Annotated in this window: 20 protein-coding genes; 6 read left to right on the forward strand and 14 right to left on the reverse strand. The window is 44.9% G+C overall.

What is annotated here, in order from left to right:
• Window positions 1-102 precede the first annotated feature (102 nt).
• Window positions 103-504: a DUF4062 domain-containing protein gene (locus G395_RS33260; protein ID WP_510185847.1), complete on the forward strand. Its 402-nt coding sequence runs from the start codon at window positions 103-105 to the stop codon at window positions 502-504.
• Window positions 501-1,082 (forward strand): hypothetical protein, encoded by a 582-nt coding sequence (locus G395_RS0113285; RefSeq protein WP_026630487.1) that lies wholly within the window; start codon window positions 501-503, stop codon window positions 1,080-1,082. Before G395_RS33260 ends, G395_RS0113285 begins: the two co-directional genes overlap by 4 nt.
• Before the next feature lie 78 nt (window positions 1,083-1,160).
• Here G395_RS0113285 and G395_RS0113290 read toward each other — a convergent pair whose 3' ends face one another.
• The 3 genes from G395_RS0113290 to G395_RS0113300 are packed head-to-tail and all read right to left on the reverse strand — an operon-like array spanning window position 1,161 to window position 2,414.
• On the reverse strand, window positions 1,161-1,496 hold the full coding sequence (locus G395_RS0113290; protein ID WP_026630488.1) for a HepT-like ribonuclease domain-containing protein: 336 nt from the start codon (window positions 1,494-1,496) through the stop codon (window positions 1,161-1,163).
• Complete coding sequence (locus G395_RS32535; RefSeq protein ID WP_211237775.1) at window positions 1,486-1,971, reverse strand: nucleotidyltransferase domain-containing protein; 486 nt, start codon at window positions 1,969-1,971, stop codon at window positions 1,486-1,488. Before G395_RS32535 ends, G395_RS0113290 begins: the two co-directional genes overlap by 11 nt.
• On the reverse strand, window positions 1,968-2,414 hold the full coding sequence (locus tag G395_RS0113300; RefSeq protein ID WP_026630490.1) for a helix-turn-helix domain-containing protein: 447 nt from the start codon (window positions 2,412-2,414) through the stop codon (window positions 1,968-1,970). The genes G395_RS32535 and G395_RS0113300 overlap by 4 nt, the downstream gene beginning before the upstream one ends.
• 189 nt (window positions 2,415-2,603) lie before the next feature.
• Between G395_RS0113300 and G395_RS0113305 the strand changes: the two genes are divergently transcribed.
• The 3 genes from G395_RS0113305 (at window position 2,604) to G395_RS0113315 (ending at window position 4,384) form a co-directional block, all read left to right on the forward strand.
• Complete coding sequence (locus tag G395_RS0113305; RefSeq protein ID WP_026630491.1) at window positions 2,604-2,849, forward strand: hypothetical protein; 246 nt, start codon at window positions 2,604-2,606, stop codon at window positions 2,847-2,849.
• A gap of 223 nt (window positions 2,850-3,072) precedes the next feature.
• A complete protein-coding gene (locus G395_RS0113310; RefSeq protein WP_026630492.1) occupies window positions 3,073-3,603 on the forward strand; it encodes a hypothetical protein in 531 nt (176 codons plus the stop codon).
• A 118-nt stretch (window positions 3,604-3,721) separates the two neighbouring features.
• The gene (locus G395_RS0113315) at window positions 3,722-4,384 is read left to right on the forward strand and encodes a hypothetical protein (protein WP_026630493.1); all 663 of its coding nucleotides are present in this window, start codon (window positions 3,722-3,724) and stop codon (window positions 4,382-4,384) included.
• Window positions 4,385-4,552: 168 nt separating this feature from the next.
• Here the strand turns inward: G395_RS0113315 and G395_RS0113320 are convergent, their stop codons facing one another.
• From G395_RS0113320 to G395_RS0113350, 7 genes are all read right to left on the reverse strand, one after another.
• Window positions 4,553-5,932 carry a putative oxidoreductase C-terminal domain-containing protein gene (locus G395_RS0113320; RefSeq protein ID WP_026630494.1) on the reverse strand — a complete coding sequence of 460 codons (1,380 nt, stop codon included), beginning with the start codon at window positions 5,930-5,932 and terminating at the stop codon, window positions 4,553-4,555.
• Window positions 5,933-5,977: 45 nt separating this feature from the next.
• The gene (locus tag G395_RS32090) at window positions 5,978-6,754 is read right to left on the reverse strand and encodes a glucosamine-6-phosphate deaminase (protein WP_026630495.1); all 777 of its coding nucleotides are present in this window, start codon (window positions 6,752-6,754) and stop codon (window positions 5,978-5,980) included.
• Window positions 6,755-6,766: 12 nt separating this feature from the next.
• Window positions 6,767-7,948: an N-acetylglucosamine-6-phosphate deacetylase gene (gene nagA, locus G395_RS32095; protein ID WP_026630496.1), complete on the reverse strand. Its 1,182-nt coding sequence runs from the start codon at window positions 7,946-7,948 to the stop codon at window positions 6,767-6,769.
• Between the two features lie 31 nt (window positions 7,949-7,979).
• Window positions 7,980-9,302 carry a sugar MFS transporter gene (locus G395_RS0113335; RefSeq protein ID WP_026630497.1) on the reverse strand — a complete coding sequence of 441 codons (1,323 nt, stop codon included), beginning with the start codon at window positions 9,300-9,302 and terminating at the stop codon, window positions 7,980-7,982.
• 238 nt (window positions 9,303-9,540) lie between these two features.
• A complete protein-coding gene (locus tag G395_RS0113340; RefSeq protein WP_026630498.1) occupies window positions 9,541-10,893 on the reverse strand; it encodes a Gfo/Idh/MocA family protein in 1,353 nt (450 codons plus the stop codon).
• A gap of 31 nt (window positions 10,894-10,924) precedes the next feature.
• Window positions 10,925-11,932, reverse strand: a complete 1,008-nt coding sequence (locus G395_RS0113345; RefSeq protein WP_026630499.1) for a Gfo/Idh/MocA family protein — start codon at window positions 11,930-11,932, stop codon at window positions 10,925-10,927.
• Between the two features lie 172 nt (window positions 11,933-12,104).
• A complete protein-coding gene (locus tag G395_RS0113350; RefSeq protein ID WP_026630500.1) occupies window positions 12,105-13,163 on the reverse strand; it encodes a LacI family DNA-binding transcriptional regulator in 1,059 nt (352 codons plus the stop codon).
• Between the two features lie 346 nt (window positions 13,164-13,509).
• On the opposite strand from G395_RS0113350, the gene G395_RS0113355 reads away from it, so the two are divergent.
• Window positions 13,510-14,964, forward strand: coding sequence for an arylsulfatase (locus G395_RS0113355; RefSeq protein ID WP_026630501.1), 1,455 nt, complete (start codon window positions 13,510-13,512; stop codon window positions 14,962-14,964).
• A 45-nt stretch (window positions 14,965-15,009) separates the two neighbouring features.
• On the opposite strand, the gene G395_RS0113360 is transcribed toward G395_RS0113355, so the two are convergent.
• The 4 genes from G395_RS0113360 to G395_RS0113375 all read right to left on the reverse strand — a co-directional run bounded on the left by G395_RS0113360 (window position 15,010) and on the right by G395_RS0113375 (window position 17,110).
• Window positions 15,010-15,717 (reverse strand): hypothetical protein, encoded by a 708-nt coding sequence (locus tag G395_RS0113360; RefSeq protein WP_051350156.1) that lies wholly within the window; start codon window positions 15,715-15,717, stop codon window positions 15,010-15,012.
• 72 nt (window positions 15,718-15,789) lie between these two features.
• Window positions 15,790-16,203 carry a putative toxin-antitoxin system toxin component, PIN family gene (locus G395_RS0113365; RefSeq protein WP_026630503.1) on the reverse strand — a complete coding sequence of 138 codons (414 nt, stop codon included), beginning with the start codon at window positions 16,201-16,203 and terminating at the stop codon, window positions 15,790-15,792.
• On the reverse strand, window positions 16,193-16,405 hold the full coding sequence (locus tag G395_RS0113370) for a hypothetical protein (RefSeq protein WP_026630504.1): 213 nt from the start codon (window positions 16,403-16,405) through the stop codon (window positions 16,193-16,195). Before G395_RS0113370 ends, G395_RS0113365 begins: the two co-directional genes overlap by 11 nt.
• 87 nt (window positions 16,406-16,492) lie before the next feature.
• Entirely contained in the window at window positions 16,493-17,110 is a 618-nt protein-coding gene (locus G395_RS0113375; RefSeq protein ID WP_026630505.1) for a response regulator, read from the reverse strand.
• Window positions 17,111-17,125 lie beyond the last annotated feature (15 nt).

Below are 17,125 nucleotides of genomic sequence, written 5' to 3' on the forward strand. Positions count from 1 at the left end.
GGACTCGGCAATATGACGCCTTTTGAATGGAAAGACTTGCTGCTGAAAAAGGAAATACAACAACAAATGGCTGTCTGAAAAACGGGGTACATACAAGCAGATATTTTCATATTAATAATTGGAGGCCGCTATAGATCTCTTGTTGATTCTGGAAAGTCAATTACTAATACTGAATACATGCATGCACGAAATAGAGGAATTCCTGTTTACGTCTTTATACAAAGGTCAGTCATTGGAATGCTTGGTTTCTGGGAATCTAATCCTGATTCCGACTTTTCGAAATATGTTGATTCAACTCGTGTGTTTGAATTTGTCAAAGAGGTAAGAGAAACTAATAGAAACTGGTGTTGGGAGTTTGATAGGGTCCAGGATGTTTATATTGTAGTTAAGTTACAGCTAACCCATTTATTTAAAAAGTGCCTTGATCTTCGAAAAAAACTCAGAAAATCTGCTCTACCAGACTTTTACATCAAGTTGTCTCCAACAGCAATTAATATTTGTTGAAAAAAGATGCCCTATTTGAAGCGCACTTTTTTATTCAGGTGCTAAAAGATGAGCTAGAAAAATATGAAGATTTGCGATTCGATTTCAAATATAAAATACTTACTAATAGTGTTCGTGCAATAAAACATAAGAATGAGCTTAGCGACTGGTTGCGGTTAAATGTAGCGTCTGTTACTAACCAGATTCTATCGTTGAACAAGTTATTTAACCAGGCTTACAAAGATTTTTATGGTTTGCCTGGCACACCTGCTGATATAAAGGGATTGTATTATGTTGCTTGCTCAATGGCAAAAGTCTATAAAGAATTAGCATTGTGGTCAATTGATATTAGGTCAACAATGGTAGAGGAGAAATTTGTTCTTATCAGAGATACACTTGCTGACTTCCCAGAGAAAGCATTGGACGAGATATGGATGTACCCAATTGATTCTATTTATAAGATTGAACAGGCTGTGAGGCTTTATCATAGCGGGCAAACTGAGCAGCCACCTATTGAATCTACCCTAACCTTGACGATAGACGAAGAAAAATCAAATATTTTTCATTCAGAACTAACTTTGATCCAGAATGCTATATAGCAACTTGTCGAATCAGTATGTGAAACCGCCGTTAGTTGGTTGACTAAAATTTTGCCAAGAGACTGCTTAATTGACTTTTCATTCAAGCAACCATTCAATCTCCACCCGCAAAACCGGCAAGTGTCTCACCACAATCCCCCAAATAACATCATCAGACACCGAATCATAACCATGAATAATCCGATTGCGGCTGTCGACGAGTATACGAGAATTGGTTATTTGAATAGTGGCATCTTTCTTGATGATCCGGTTCATAGCTTCATCAATAATTTCAATGTTTCTTTCGACGGCGCGTTTGGTGCGTAGGTCGGCTTGGTAATTTGCAAATAGCATTGGCCGATCTGCGAAGAAGCTTTCGATTTCTGCGATTGCGCTGAGGATGTCGTAGAGCCAGGATTTGATCTCAATGTCCATACACAAGCTGCTTCTTTTGATTTACGTTTTGCAGAAAATAGGGATTTTTGATCGCCTTTTCTTCAAGCAGGTCAACTTGACGTTGAAAAATATCTTGTAAGGAAAATTTGAAATCAAAGTAATTGTCCGCGTACTCTTCGACATCCATAGGAGTAAAGTCAACGATCAGATCAATGTCGCTTTTGCTGTCGAAGTGATCAGTAAGAACAGAACCGAATGCATATAAGCTTCTAACCTTGTATGCTTTACAAAGTTTTACAATAGCTTCTTTATATGTTTCCAAGATGTTCATTTCATTGTCATTTCTTTTCAATGTATGAAAATCCTCCGGCATAATCTTCACAATTTTGTCGCCTCTCATTACGACTAAGGGAGAATTTTTCTGTCTTTTAAATTCAAGAACACTTTCAAAGGTCTTTTTCATTCCCAGACGTATCTTCTGCTCTAAATCCTGAAACTTTTCCTCTTCCGTCATAGCGATTCTGAATTTGATTTCCCCCCAATCAACCGCTCCAACCTCCCCATCATCTCATCCTTCTCCTTCAACATCCGCTCATACAAAGCAATCTTCTCCTCATGAAGTTGAATGAGTTTTTCCATTGGATTAATGTTGAAGGTGCCATTCGAATTGCCAATGTAAGCGTCGTTCTCAACATTAAATGTATTCGCAATTATATTCACAGCCTGCTCCTCATCATAATTTCTGATCGCCTCGACGGGCATCTTTAATATTGCAGAAACCTGCTCTAAAATGTCAGAATCGATCCTTTCTTTTTGTTCAAGTAAGGAAACCTTTTGCTGGTTCCAATCGCTGCCGAGCTCCATGGCGAGGACGTCTTGTTTCATTCCGAGCATTTCGCGGAAGCGTTTAAGGTTGCGGCCTTCGTGGATTTTGGGGTTGGGTGTAGCATGTGTCATCGGGAAGGCGGTTGGTTAAAAAGGCAATTTAGATAAATCTATCGGGAAGTTTCCGAGTATTTTACAAGCATTTCAGCGTACGATACGGGCTGGATGCGTGACATTAAGTTAGCCGGAATGCCGTGATTTGCCATAACACAAACAGGAAGCCGCAAAGCACGGCGCTCATCACACATTAAAAACATAAAAATGGAATTAAAAACGCACACTAGCGAGTCGCCCGACGCAAAATGGATCGCCTATGGAAAGGCCGTAAGCGACCTACTCAGCAGCAGCACCGCCGAAAGCTGGAACCGCGAACTTTGGACCATGTTCAGCGGCTTCATGCTCGCCCAAAACGAAATGGGCCGGTCGGAGAATTTGAGTGATACATACTTTTCGTTTAAGGAGATGTTGGAGTTTTTTGAGAAAGTGGAGAGGATTAGGACAGGGTGAATAATTTTTCTTTGTAAAAAATGAAATTTAAGTAACTTGTTGGTTAGTAATGAGTAACGTATCGCTATCACTACACCAAATACATGTTATGAGAATTGCAATTTTACTTATAGGGTCGATTCTGACTTATTTTCCGGCACTTGCCCAAACACAAGTTCCACGCTAGGAATGTGGTATTCAAGCCGAGTATGGACAGGATTATTATCATAAAGAAGCTACACCTATGGGCTCTTACGAGGGTTCGAACATTGATTTTTCTTCAAGTCGCTCTTGGGGTGCGGGGTTTTATTTTGAGCGATCTTTGAATCCACGGTGGTCTGTGCTAGGCCAAGTGGGTTATGCGCAAAAGAAGGTGCATCAGCAGCTTTTTCATGAGTACAATCAAACTGCATCGCACCATTTTTTACGCGAAGTGCATCATAGGAGTGCCGTTGACGCGGGTTTCCGACTGTATCCAAATCCCCATTCCAAGATCCGCTTATTTGTGGATGGGAAGCTGGGTGCAAATGTTTTTATGTCTGTTGTCCAGCATGAACGCTCCCTCGGCAGAATCGTTCGCGGCAATGTCTTCGGCTTCCAACGCGTGGCCCCCGTCGCATCCGCCTCATTAGGAATCAAATGCTCACGCCTAACCATCTCCGCAGAATATCGGGACGATTTGACGGTTTCAAAACGGATTGGTGGAATGAGTGAGGTTTCGGGGAAGGGCGTTTTTGGGAAGGTTGGGTTTGCTTTGTTTAGGGGTGGAATGTAGTGATAAACCATTCGTTCATTCACTTGCGCCGGAAGGAAAGTCTGGATGCCTTTATTCGGGAAATAGGATTACATAGCATAAGCTGTTCGATCCTAATCAATCCAATCCCTCGAATGTTATGAAATCGATAGCCTTTGTTTTCCTTTTAACCATTTGCACTTCACTACACGCTTGGGCACAAGCTCGTTGGGAATTAGGCTTTCAATTAGAACACGGAAGAGATTGGTACAATCGGAAATATTACTACCTGGGAGAACTTCCTGGCGGCTACATTCAAAACTTCCCGACGTATTACTCACGAGGTGCCGGTATTTATGCAGAACGTGTGATCAGTCCAAGACTATCTGCTTTGACACAAATCAGCTACCAACAGAAGAAAATGTACGTGGATATGCTTGCTGAAGCTAGTAGAACACATGGAAGCTGGATTACCAAAGAAATGCATCACCGCGGAGCAATTGACGCCGGAATTCGATGGTATGTCAATCCAAAATCAAAAATAAGGCTCTTCGTAGACGGAAAGGTAGGAGCAAATATGTTCATCGCCGCGGTGCAAAAGGAAGCAGGGCTTGGAAACATTGTAAACCACGACGCTTTCGGTTATGATCGAATCTCTCCTGTTGCAACCGGTTCAATAGGAACGAAATGGCAAAGGCTGAGTGTTTCGGTGGAATACAGGCAGGACTTGGCTGCCGCGAAACGAGAAAGGACTGGGACGGGGATAATGGGTAGGGGCGTTGTTGGAAAGGTGGCTTTTGTGTTGTTTCGGGCTGGGAATTAGTAGCTACCTACTTCCGAAAGAAAACTAGCAAATCGTAACTAACCCTGTCAGCCTGAGCGGAGTCGAAGGCACGCTACTCCTTGGTAACGTGCCTTCGACTTCGCTCAGGCTGACAGGGTTAGATAACATTGTAGCTAGAATGCATTTGACAGTGTTTATTAGCATCTATCACTTAGCCTCCTTCAAAGCAAGCGTCGTCAAATAATACTTCGCAATCATATTGGGAACTTCCCACCTCGGCAGCTGCCCGGCTTTCAAATACTCCATATACTTATTAGCAACCTGTGCGAAATGCGCTTCGTGGCCATTATCATATTTTGCAGGGATGGACAATTCCCAGCCGGCGGCGTTCTTTTTTAGCTCGATGCCGGGATATTTGCCTTGCACTTTTTTGAAGCTTTCGGCTACGGCGTTTTCGTAAGCTTTTCCTTTGTCAACGGTCTCAATGTAAAGCACAGGCTTGTATTTCTGGTCTTTGCCCTGGCGGACGATGAGGTTGGCTTTGGAGCCTTTCATGATGGAGTAATGCGTGTCGCCGGTGCCTTCGGGGGCTTGGAAATTCCAGAGTACTGATACTTTGGCGTGCACACCTTTCAATGTATAATTCATTGCGCCATTGGCGTAAACGCTTAGTGTTGTGTCTTTTACGTCTTTGCTCAGGAAGTCGGGGAAGCTATCGCTTTTGGTTACGAGCTTGAATTGTGACTTGGTAAGTTTCGTCGCGGTGCGTTTTGCGGAAAGAAGTTTAATGTCTTTTTTGTAGTCCAATTCGGTGTTTGGGAAACAGCTCCACTGAACCAAGTCAACTAAATGTGTGGTAACGTCTACCATTCCTTCGCCTTGTTGTTTTACATCAAAAAACCAGGTTGGGCGAACGAGTGGTTCGCCGGAAATGTATTTGAAAAAATGGTGTACACTTTCTTTGGCAACGGCTGGATTTTCAGCTGTTCCTTTTTGCAATTCTCCGAATATATCCGGCATGTTGGCCAGCTCGCGCTGCAATGCATTGGTGATCTCGTAACGCTCGGTCATGATGTCGTAAAGGAGCACTTTGTTTTTCTCAGCGCTTGCGAATGCTTCTTTTAATTTTTCGAAACCCGCCGCATCAATCGCCATCGGTTTGTCGGCAAGCACATTCAGGCCGGCGTCCACGGATTGCTTGATGTAATCGGTCTTCTTTTGGTTATTTCCAGCCAGTATGACCACATTTCCTTTCTTTTCCGAAAGCATTTTTTCAAGAAAATCAGGACCCGTGTACACTTCCTCTTTCCAGCGTGTCGGGTCTTTGGGACTTGCATTGTATTTCTCCACTTTGTCCAGATACGCCTTCACATCGGGGCCTTCGGACGCATACACATGCACGACCGAATCTACATCCGGATACATGGATTTCTGAACCAACGCAGCATGGAAATGCCCCGGCTCAACCACAATAAGGCTCAATGGTTTTTTGGTTGTCTCGTCTTTGGCTTCTTCTTTTTTCGTGTCACATCCCTGATTTAATGCCATAGCGCTCATGAAAGCGATCGTCAAGAGTTGTTTTCTCATGTTGGTGGATTGAGGTAATAATGCAAGATAGGCCCAAAAAAGATGTTACGCCTGACTGTAAGACGAAATTTCTTTCAGCTTCCCTGAACTCGCCTTATCAATAAATAGAACGGCATGCGGATGCTTGCGGAGGATCGTAGACGGATATTCTTCCTGAATTTCTTCGGCAACGGTATGGTAAATGGCCTGCGCTTTTTTCTCGCCCGGAACCATCGCAAAAGCCCATTTCGCCTTCATTAATGTTGGAATAGTGAGCGTCAATGCCATTTGCGGCACTTCGTCGAATGTATCAAAACACGCATCATTCACTTGCTGCTGACGACAAGCCTGGTCCAGATCTACCTGTTTTACAATCAGCGGATCATCAAAAAATGCCACATGAGGATCATTAAAGGCCAAATGTCCATTTTCTCCAATGCCCAGACAAACAATGTCAATCGGATTCTCTTCCAATAGCAGCGCATAACGGTTGCACTCGGCTTCTATATTTTCAGCATTGCCATTCAGATAGTTAACCGATTTCAACGGCACAAAATTAAACAATTTGACTTTCAGGAAATTTCCGAAATTCTGGGGAGCATTGTCCGGCAGGCCCACATATTCGTCCATGTGAAAAGCATTAATTTTCTCCCAAGTAACGCCCTTTTCTTCTTTCAATGCTGCCAAAAACTCATTCTGGGATGGGGCAGAGGCGAAAATTATATTGACCGAATCTTTGGTTTGTTGCAATTCACGGATTTTATCAGCCACTATTTTGGCCGCATTGAGTCCCATTTCCTGTCTGGTGTCGAAAATTTTTATTTCCAAATCGTCAACCTTCATAATCTGTGTTCGTTAAAATTGCTTGTTGTATATAACCCTGCCTCTTACTATTGTCTTTTGGATGTTGATATCACTGTCGAAAATCACGATATCCGCATCCTTGCCAGCCACCAATGTGCCTTTTTTGTGATCCACGCCCATAATTCGTGCAGGCGTGGCCGTCATCATCCGCACCGAATCAAGGAGCGAAACATCTGCCATTTGCACCATGTTTCTAACCAGTCGGTCCGTCGTGGATACGCTTCCTGCGAACGAGGTGCGGTCGGGTAATTTGGCGACGCCGTCTTCAACGATCACTTTCAGGCCGTTTTTCAGGGAACCTAATGTGCTTTCGCCCTCAGGCATTCCGGCGGCGCGCATGGCGTCGGTGATCAGTGCAATGCGGTCGGGGCCTTTTATTTTGTATATCAATTTCAAAAGCGGTGCGGGCAAATGCACGCCGTCGGCAATGATCTCCACGTCCATATCAAGCAAAAAAGCGCTTTCAATGGTGCCCGCATAACGAAACGCATTCTTGCGTGTCACACCGGACATGGCTGAATATAAGTGCGTTGCTAACGTGTAACCGTTTTCATAAGCATCCAGCACTTCCTCATAAATAGCATCTGTATGCGCTACGGCTGCCAGAATGCCTTTTTGTTTTAGTCTTTTGCCAAAATCAATGGCTCCCGGAAGCTCCGGCGCAGCGCTCCACCGCGTGATCGACGAGGAGTAAGCCAGCACTTCTTCATATTCCTTCGGATCGGGATTGCGGATGTAACGCGGGTCCTGCGCACCGCGTTGGCTTAATGCGAAATATGGCCCTTCCAAATGCATTCCGAGGAATTGCGCGCCTTTCAAGTTCGTCGCATTGGCCTCTTCGTAATTGTCCAGCGTTTGCAGCAGATCCTCTTTTTCGCTGGTTAATGTCGTGGGAACCAGTGCTGTGGTTCCGTATTTGGCATGGGTTTCGGCAATGCGCAAAAAGGCATGCACGGTCCCGTCCATAAAATCATAACCGCCACCGCCGTGAATGTGAAGGTCAATAAAGCCCGGCGCAATGTAATTTCCGCCCGCATCAATGATCTCCGCATCCGGAAAATCGACATTTCCTTCATGTATGCCCAGTAGCGCACCATCTTCAACCAGCAATGTTCCGTTCCGGATGTAGCGGAACGGCGTGATGATGTGACCATTGGTTATTTTTAATCTCATATACTCTGTTCTAACTTCTTAATTAGGGTTCTTAAAACCCCCATTTTCTCAATTTATGCCCTTTCACCGCATAAAAAACGAGATACAAATAGCAAGGCAGCAGCACCCAGTAAGCCTGCCGCACATCCAGCGTATCTGCAAAATAGCCGTAGAAAAGGGGCATAATGGCGTTTCCGCACAATCCCATGATCATGATGGAAGCGCCGAGCTTGGTAAATCTTCCCAGATCATCCAGCGCCAGCGGCCATATTCCTGCCCAAACAAGGGAATTTGCCAGACCAAGCAGCACCACAAACCAGATTGAAATGTCTGCCGTATGCCCCAGGAACACCAATTCACCTTTGGCAAAAATGATCAGCAATGTAAAAATGGTCCCCAGCAATGTGCATATTCGGAGCGCCGTAACCTGACTAATGTATTTCGGAATGACGGTGATCCCGATCAAATACCCGCAAATGGTGCAAAAAAGCGTGTAGGAAGGGAAAACCTTCGCTTCTAGCAGATCAATGCCCATAGAATTGGCATAACCAATAATGGTGTCAATGGCGATCACCTGCGTTCCCACGTGCAAAAAGATCGCTAATGCGCCCAGAATGAGGTGTGGAAACTGAAAAATACTTGTTTTACCCGCATTCGCAGTGGCCAAATGTTCACTTTCATGCTCGGTGTCAATTTCCGGCAAGGGTGATTTGTAAACCAAAAAACCAAGGATAAACAGGAAGCTTCCCAGCCCAATGTAAGGGTTAATCACGCGCCGGATCAGCTCGTCCAATGCGGTGCTTCTTTCCACCTCGGTCATCGAGCTCAGTTGTTGGAACATCGCCGTGTCGGTAGGGCGGAGGATAACGGCTGCAAAAACGATGGGAGACAAAATCCCGGCTGCTTTATTGCAAATCCCCATGATGCTGATCCGCTGCGCTGCCCGTTCTTTTGCTCCGAGAATGGTAATGTAGGGATTAGCAGCAGTTTGTAAAATAGCCAGCCCAATTCCAATCGTAAACAATCCAAGCAGAAATATCTCATAAGTCCGCGACATAGCCGCAGGCACAAAAATGAAGGCCCCCAAAGCCATCGCCCAAAATCCGAACATCATTCCCTTCTTAAAACCCACCGCCCTCAGCAAATAGGAAGAAGGCACAGACATCACGAAATAGGCAATGTAAAAAGCAAACGCGACCAGATAAGCCTGGAAACTTGTCAGCTCGCAAGCGATTTTGAAATACGGAATAAGGATGGAATTCACCCAGGAAACAAAGCCAAAGATGAAAAACATGAGCCCGATCAAAAAGATCGAGATCATCGTTTCCCGCTTCGTCAGGTTCTCTACCTTTATTGCTACGGAGGCGCTGCTCATGTGTTCGTTGGCGTTAGGCCCTGGACTGAAGTCCGGGGTTATAAATCTTGATCCCCTGACGGGGATCCCTTTGTATTTGCCCTGGATTTTGATCCTTTAAACCCCAGATTGAAATCTGGGGCCATTTTACGTTTCTCCCCTGACGGGGATATTGCCATTATCCCCGTCAGGGGATTTTTATTTGCTTGCCCCAGATTTTAATCTGGGGGCTTAATAATCTCAGATTTAATCTGGGATCCTAAATAGTTGGTTCCCAGCCCTTTTGATATTCTCTTTTCCAAAGCTTTTCAGCCTCTTTGTTGTTTTTAATGTGTCCGTTTGAGGAATCCACATTCAATGTCCCCCCGCTGCGGAAGGCGATGTTGCCGAGTTGCGCCAGCAGTGTGCTTTGGTGCCCGCCCACAATCTCAGAAGCCAGTGGCGTTCCTTTTTTGATCGCGTCAAAGAAGTTCTGGATATGCAATGCATCCAATCCCTGCGAAGGGTTCATTTTATTTCTCGGATCAATCACAAAGTCATTTTTCACTTCCTTAACCACCTTGTTATCAAGACCATATATCGTATAAGTGTTACCTTCGCCAATTTGAAGTGAACCATTTTCACCATAAAAAACAACACCTACGCTGCTGCCTTCGATGGTGCGACCGTTACAGCTTCGTCCTTCCCAGGTCATGGCCGTGTTATTATCAAATTCCAGATTGATAACCTGCGTATCAGGCGTTTCCCAGTCATCTTTATAGCGGAAACGTCCGCCTGAGGAAGTAACACGGTTAGGATATTCCACTTGCAATCCCCAGCGCATCAGGTCCAGCATATGCGTGCCGTTGTTAAGCGCTTCGCCGGTTCCCCAGTTCCAAAGCCAGTGCCAGTTGTAATGGATCAGATTGTCCTTATAAGCACGACGGGGTGCGGGACCTTGCCATAATTCATAGTCCAGCCAGGCAGGAACGGCAGTTTCTTTTCCCACGCCAATGGACGCCCTGTTATTGGTATACCAACCCTTTACAAAATACGGGCGGCCAATCGCGCCACTATGGACTTCCTTAATCGCAGCCATCACATTCGGCCACGAACGGCGCTGGTTGCCCATTTGGATTACATTCTTATATTTTTTCGCTGCCGCAATCAGCATTTCGCCTTCATTCGGATTGTGGCTGCATGGTTTTTCGAGGTAAACATGCTTTCCGGCCTTGGAAGCCAGAATTGCCGCAGGCGCATGCCAATGGTCCGGAGCGGCTATCACCAATGCGTCCATATCCTTATTTTCCAGTGCTTTCCGGAAGTCAGGCGTGTTCGCGGGCCTTGATTTTTGAATGTCGTTGACCGTATTGATGCACTTTTCCGCGGCTCTCGAATCGACATCCGAAATTGAAACAACTTCACAATTTGGCTGCAATGCATAGTTGGAAGAAAGTGCCAGTCCACGGCTGTTCACGCCCATAACGCCCACGCGAACTTTCTCGTTTGCGCCAATGATCTTCGCATAACTTTTTGGACTATAACCCGGCAAAATGCCACCCACAGTCAGCAACGCACTACCAGCAAGCGTTTTCTTTAAAAAATCTCGTCTTTCGTTCGGAATATTTTTCATATCGTATTGATGATTAAGGGATTTGGCTGAGTTACTTAGCAGACTTCCGCGCTTTATTCAGCACACTTTCCAACATAACGCTTTTTCCACCCTGGCGCTTACTTTCGTCGGCTGCTTCCATAAATGCGAAAATTTCAATCGTTTCCTGAGGTGTCACAGGCATTTCACCCGTTTTGAAATACTTAATAATGTCCACCAAAAGTGGCTCATAACCTGCATATGGGCCTAAAACTTTATTGCCGTCTTCTGTAAAAACCGTCCCGCCGTAATCATGTTTGCCAGTCCGCGTTCCCCGGAATGTGCCCGTGCGGCCATCGCCCCATATGCCTACCACAATGTCGGTGTTGGGTGTGCTTACGCGGGTTACGCTTTTGCAGCCTGTTCCCATGACGGTGTAAAGCGTTTCGACACCATGAACGCCATACCAGAAAAAGTCAGGGTGTGTTTTTTCCAAAACCGCAGGGCTATATGTGTCAGCGCCCAAAACCTTGGCTTTGTCTATATTTTCAAGTCCTTTGATGTAACGTAGGGAAGAAGCCGAGAAAACAGGGATCTTGTATTTTTCAGCAGCATTATAAATCGCAATAGTGTCTGATAATGAGCCTGCTACTGGTTTGTCGATGAACATTCTTTTGCCAGCTTTGAAAACTTCCAAAGCTTGTTCCAGGTGCAACCGGCCATCATTGGTTTCCAGGAGGATCACATCCGTTTCTGCTAGTAATTCCTGGATCGAGCCAGTGATTTTGACGCCGAGCTTTTTGACTTCTTCAATGTAACCCGGAATGCGTTTTGTGCTGGATTCAATGTCCTTACTTCCTTGCGGATAGGCTGCTGTGACCTTGTAGCCGTCATAAACCGGGTCCGGCGTGGCAGCATTTAGTGCCTTTGTAAATGCAATGCTGTGAGAGGTGTCCAGGCCGATAATGCCCACCCGTTTTCCATCAGCAGGCCTGGCAATGGCAGGTAAATATTCCAGTAATCCGAGTCCCACGCCGGTCGCGACGGATTTGAGAATGAAGTTTCTTCTGCTCAAATGCATATACTTATTATAAAGTGTTTAGGAATAGTCGGTCCGAAAAAGTCGTTTCGGGCACGTACCCGTAAATATACAAACATATTTTTATTAACAACTCACTGTGCAATTTGATAATAAATTATTTTGAACAAGTTAGAAAACGAAAGATTTTATACTGTGTTTGGCTGAATAGTGATCAATTCTGATAAAACGCCTGATTCTCTTTTGTAATGATGTCAATTGGCATAAAATGTACCTTTTCAACAGGCGCGCCGAGGACCAAAGTTTGGTATAAGGCCATTAACCCCCGGTAACCCTGCTCCTCAGGTTTGTGGCATATCAGAAAATCAATCAACCCTTCATCTAAAAAGCGAATGTTCTCTTTAAGGAAATCATAGCCAATTAAAGAAATGTCTGTTCGATTGTCTTTTTCGAGAAAGGAAGCCACGGCGGAAACGCGTGAATTGGTTACAAAAATAGCCTCAATATGCTCGTGCGTGTGCAGCATGCGTTTCAGGTCTCTTGTCACGGAAAGGTTATCCGTATCCTTAAGGTCCATCCGAATGATCTCGCCAGGCAAGTTATGATCTTTGAAATAAGACCTGAAACCCTCTTCGATCTGCAAATAATTGTAAGTATCCGTGTCTCTCGAAATATTGACAACCAGCACTTTGTGATTTTCTTTTAAGCGGTAAGTCAGCAATTTGGCCCCTACATAGCCGCTTTGGAATAGATGAGGGCCGATATAGGTCAGGTTATCCTGGTCCGGAATGTCGGAATCGATGAAGGCAAACGGAATTTTCAGTTTGGTACATTCAGCCGCAAAACCACGCGCTTCCTCTACAAAGGAAGGGGCAAGCAAAACACCATGAAAAGTGCCCGCCAGAATTAATTTCGTCTGTTCGTTGAAAGAATTATGGTCATTTAAATCAAAGAGAAATGTGCTCACCTGAACGCCATATTTTTTGATCTCCTGCTGCGCCCGGACGATCCCTTTAAGCGGCGCTTCCCAGAAGTCTGTCTCGGCAGATACCTTCGGAAGCAGCACAGCCAGGGAAATGATTTTGCGTGAAGCCAGCCGACTTGCTAATATATTAGGTTGATAATCAAGTTCTTTAATGATCTCATTGATCTTCTTTTTGGTTTTTTCAGAAACGCCGGTGCGGTTGTGAATGACCCTGTCTACTGTTGCAATCGAAACATTGGCCCGCCGCGCGATTTCCTTCACGCCGAAATAAGTATTGTCTTTCTCCATCCGGGAAGTTAACTATTGGTAGATGTGCAAAGAAGTTTTATTTGAAAAAATCTACCTGTTGGTTAAGTATTATTGCTTTCGCCTGTTGTTTGTTTGATTTTAATATCTTTATTTTGTCTATCAAGTAAGTAGATTATACTTTCAAGGTCGCATTCAGGATAGATGTTATTGAACCCTGATACCCTATGAGACAGCTCAGGTCCGACTTGCCGGAATTTTCGGTGGTTGTCAATTCATGCCAGTCGTCTGTGCTGTCGTAGGGTATCAGGGCAAAGATAGCCGCCGATTTTCAAGTATTCCTGCGGTTGCAATGTCTTTTGGAGTATATCAAATATAGGAGTAAATAATGAAAAACGTTATTGCACTGTTTTGCTGCTTGCTAATTCTGTTCCCGGGAGCGCATTTACAAGCCCAGACGCCAGCTACAAAAACAGTTCGTCCAAATATCATTTTCATCCTCGCCGATGACCTCGGTTATGGCGATGTCGGATTTAACGGACAAAAACTCATCAGAACCCCCAACATTGACCGCCTGGCCCGCGAAGGGATGATTTTTAATCAATTTTATGCAGGAACTTCCGTTTGCGCACCTTCCCGATCTTCCTTATTAACCGGCCAGCATACCGGGCATACCTATATAAGAGGAAATAAATCCGTTTTACCCGAGGGACAGCAACCCATCGCAGATTCCGTACTGACCGTTGCCGAAATTTTGCAAAAAGCCGGTTACGTCACCGGTGCGTTCGGTAAATGGGGGCTTGGGCCAGTCGGCTCCGAGGGAGATCCTAACAAACAAGGTTTTAATCAGTTCTACGGCTACAATTGCCAAAGTCTGGCACATCGTTACTACCCGGATCATCTTTGGGATAACGCTAAAAGAATTGTTCTTGAAGCAAACAAAAATCTGCTCTATAATAAGGACTACGCACCTGATCTGATTCAAAAAAAAGCATTGGATTTTATGGATACCAGGGATGGCAAACAACCGTTTTTCCTGTTCTTGCCATATATTCTGCCTCATGCAGAGCTGATTGTGCCTGACGACAGTATCTTCCAATCTTATAAAGGCAAGTTTGAAGAGAAATTTCACCGTGGAGCGGATTATGGCTCCAATGCAAAAAGTGGCGGTTATACATCTCAGGAATTTCCCCGCGCCACATTCGCTGCTATGGTCACGCGTCTGGATCTTTATGTGGGGCAGGTTTTGGATAAATTAAAAGAAAAAGGACTGGACAAGAGTACGCTTGTCATATTCACCAGCGACAATGGTCCGCATGTAGAAGGCGGTGCTGATCCCAAATTTTTCAGAAGCAGTGGCGGTTTCCGGGGTGTAAAGCGTGATTTGTACGAGGGTGGGGTTAGGGAGCCGTTCGCCGCACGCTGGCCGGGCGTAATCAAACCGGGTTCGAAAAGTGATTTTATAGGCGCATTCTGGGACATTCTGCCCACCTTCACCGAACTCGCCCAGGCACAAACGCCGCGAAACATTGACGGCATTTCCTTCACAGATGCACTAAAAGGCAAGCCTACCCAGAAAAAGCACGATTATTTATATTGGGAATTCCACGAGCAAGGCGGCAGGCAGGCTGTGCGGCAAGGAAACTGGAAAGCCATCAGGTTAAAAGCTGCCGGGAACCCGGATGCGTTGGTAGAGCTATACGACCTCTCCAAAGACCCAGGCGAAACCACAAACCTAACCCCTCAATTCCCCGAAAAAGCAAAAGAGTTAGGCCAGATCATGAACAAAGCACACGTGTCATCTGCGTTATTCCCGTTTGGAAGTCTGGTGACGAATGAGTGACAAGCTGATCATTATCCAGTGCCATTTTCGTTACACCAGATAAATTCAGGGAACATAAGTCACTTGCAAGACCCAGCCTTGGGAGCCGTCGGCATTGGAGCGTTGCCAGCCAACGGATACGGGTAAATGTTTCAGGAAATAGATGCCGACACCAGCGGAAAGCTGGCCTTTGGAATGCGTGCCCGAAAGCCAATCGGCGAGTAAATGGATTTTTTCATACCAAATGCCGGCGTCAAGTCCCAGCTGCACACCCTCGATCGGGCCTTCACCCAGGTATCCATTGTTTGCCAGATAACCGCCGGCCGCTAATTTATAATGATCGTCTGCAAGCGATGCTGCCAAATTGGTGTATGTAAAATAAACCAAGTGCTTTTTATGGGCAAGATTTGACCCGATCAAGCCCCCAATTCCGATTCCCAGCACTTTGTTGATCTTAAATAATTTCTGCGTATTGACGAGAAGTAAAGGCGCATACGGTTCAACTACACTGGAATCGTTGTGGACAAAGTGATGTGAAGCCGGTTCATAATTTACATTAAACACATTGACCCCCACTTCCCAAAATTTCCCAAGCCCGTAAGTTGCAGTGGTTGTGGAATTAATAACGTCTTGGATTTCAAATTGCTGCTGAAAACTAAGCTTGTTCTTTTCAGTAATCTCGGACGAGGAAACATTAAAAATAGTAAGCTGCGCAAAAGAGCTCGTCGCTGAAAAAGTTAATGCAAAGAAGAAGAAGTAAATCGTTTTGATCATGTGGATAGGATAAATATTCTTAACAGGAATAAAAAATCCTTGCCAGTGCGTATACAGCTAGGAACGGAGCCGCTATATTTTTTGTAGAAATTCAGAGATAGTCAATATTTCCGTTCCCTTCATGTTTCTAATGTCCAGTAGGTCACTGTCACCTGTCAGCAAATAGTCAGCCTTGCCATCTATTGCGAGCGAAAGCAAAAAGTTATCCTTGGGGTCCCGACATTCCGTGGTAAGGGTTGTGACCTGAACGAAATCGGCATACTCTTCTATTGTTTCCAATATTGCTTCCAAATCGTCGGGAGAAAAGTACTTCGTGAATTTTGGGCGGCCTGCAACTTGTAAGAATTCCTGCATGAGTTCTGCGCTGAAAACCAAGCGACATTTGCCTGAGAAGAGGATTTTGTCAAGCTTCGAAAAGTCTTTTGAAATGAGGAAACTGATCCAAAGATTTGTGTCTAATATTATCTTTCCGGGCTTATTTCTCATATCGTTTGCTACGTACCATTTCTACTTCCCTGGTGATTTCATCCATATTGGGAACTGATTTGTTTTTAGAACGCAGTCGTTTGAGTAATGAAGCAAAACCAGCATTACGCGGTTTTTCAATTGCTATCAGGTTAAGATCAGCCAGATCTTTAAGCAATTTCGTTGCTTTTGGATTCAGTATGTTGATTCTTAATGTTGTCATTCTCAAATTTAATCAAAAATTCAAACCTTGCCTACATTTGAGCATTACATGCTAAGACTTCTAAGTTTCCCATCCTGGAAAGTAATATCAAATCAACCCCAGCCCAGCTGCCAGCTTGATAAGCGAGGCTGTGTTGGAGACTTCGAATTTCATTAACAGGTTTTGGCGGTGGCTGTTTACGGTGGTTACGCTGATGAAGAGTTTGTCGGCGATTTGGGGGTTGGTGAGACCTTCGGCGATGAGGAGAAGGACCTCTTTTTCGCGGCGGGTCAGGAATGGGATTGTTTTGGGCGTTGGCGTTGCTGCTGCCTGATCGAAATTGACATTCATAAAATATCCACCGGCTTGCACTTGCTGAATCGCTTCCAGGATCTCTTCCTTGCTCGAACTTTTGATGAGATATCCCGAAGCACCATTCTGGATCATGCGCGAAACATAAGCGCGTTCACTGAATGTGCTCAATGCAAGCGTCTTTACTTCCGGGAATTGATCCTTAACCTTCTTACAAAGCTCAATACCGCTGATATCAGGCAGGTTAATGTCCAGAAAAGCAATATCCACTTCGTTGGATTTTAGAAATGCAATGGCGTCGATGGCATTAGAGGCGGTGCCTACGACTGATATGCCCTCGCTTTCAGATAAAAGGGATTTCAGGCCTTCCAACACCATTGGGTGGTCGTCTACAATCAAGATTTTGGTGCTCATAAGTTGAGGCAAATT

This window comes from Dyadobacter alkalitolerans DSM 23607 (assembly GCF_000428845.1).
Taxonomy (GTDB): Bacteria; Bacteroidota; Bacteroidia; order Cytophagales; family Spirosomataceae; genus Dyadobacter; species Dyadobacter alkalitolerans.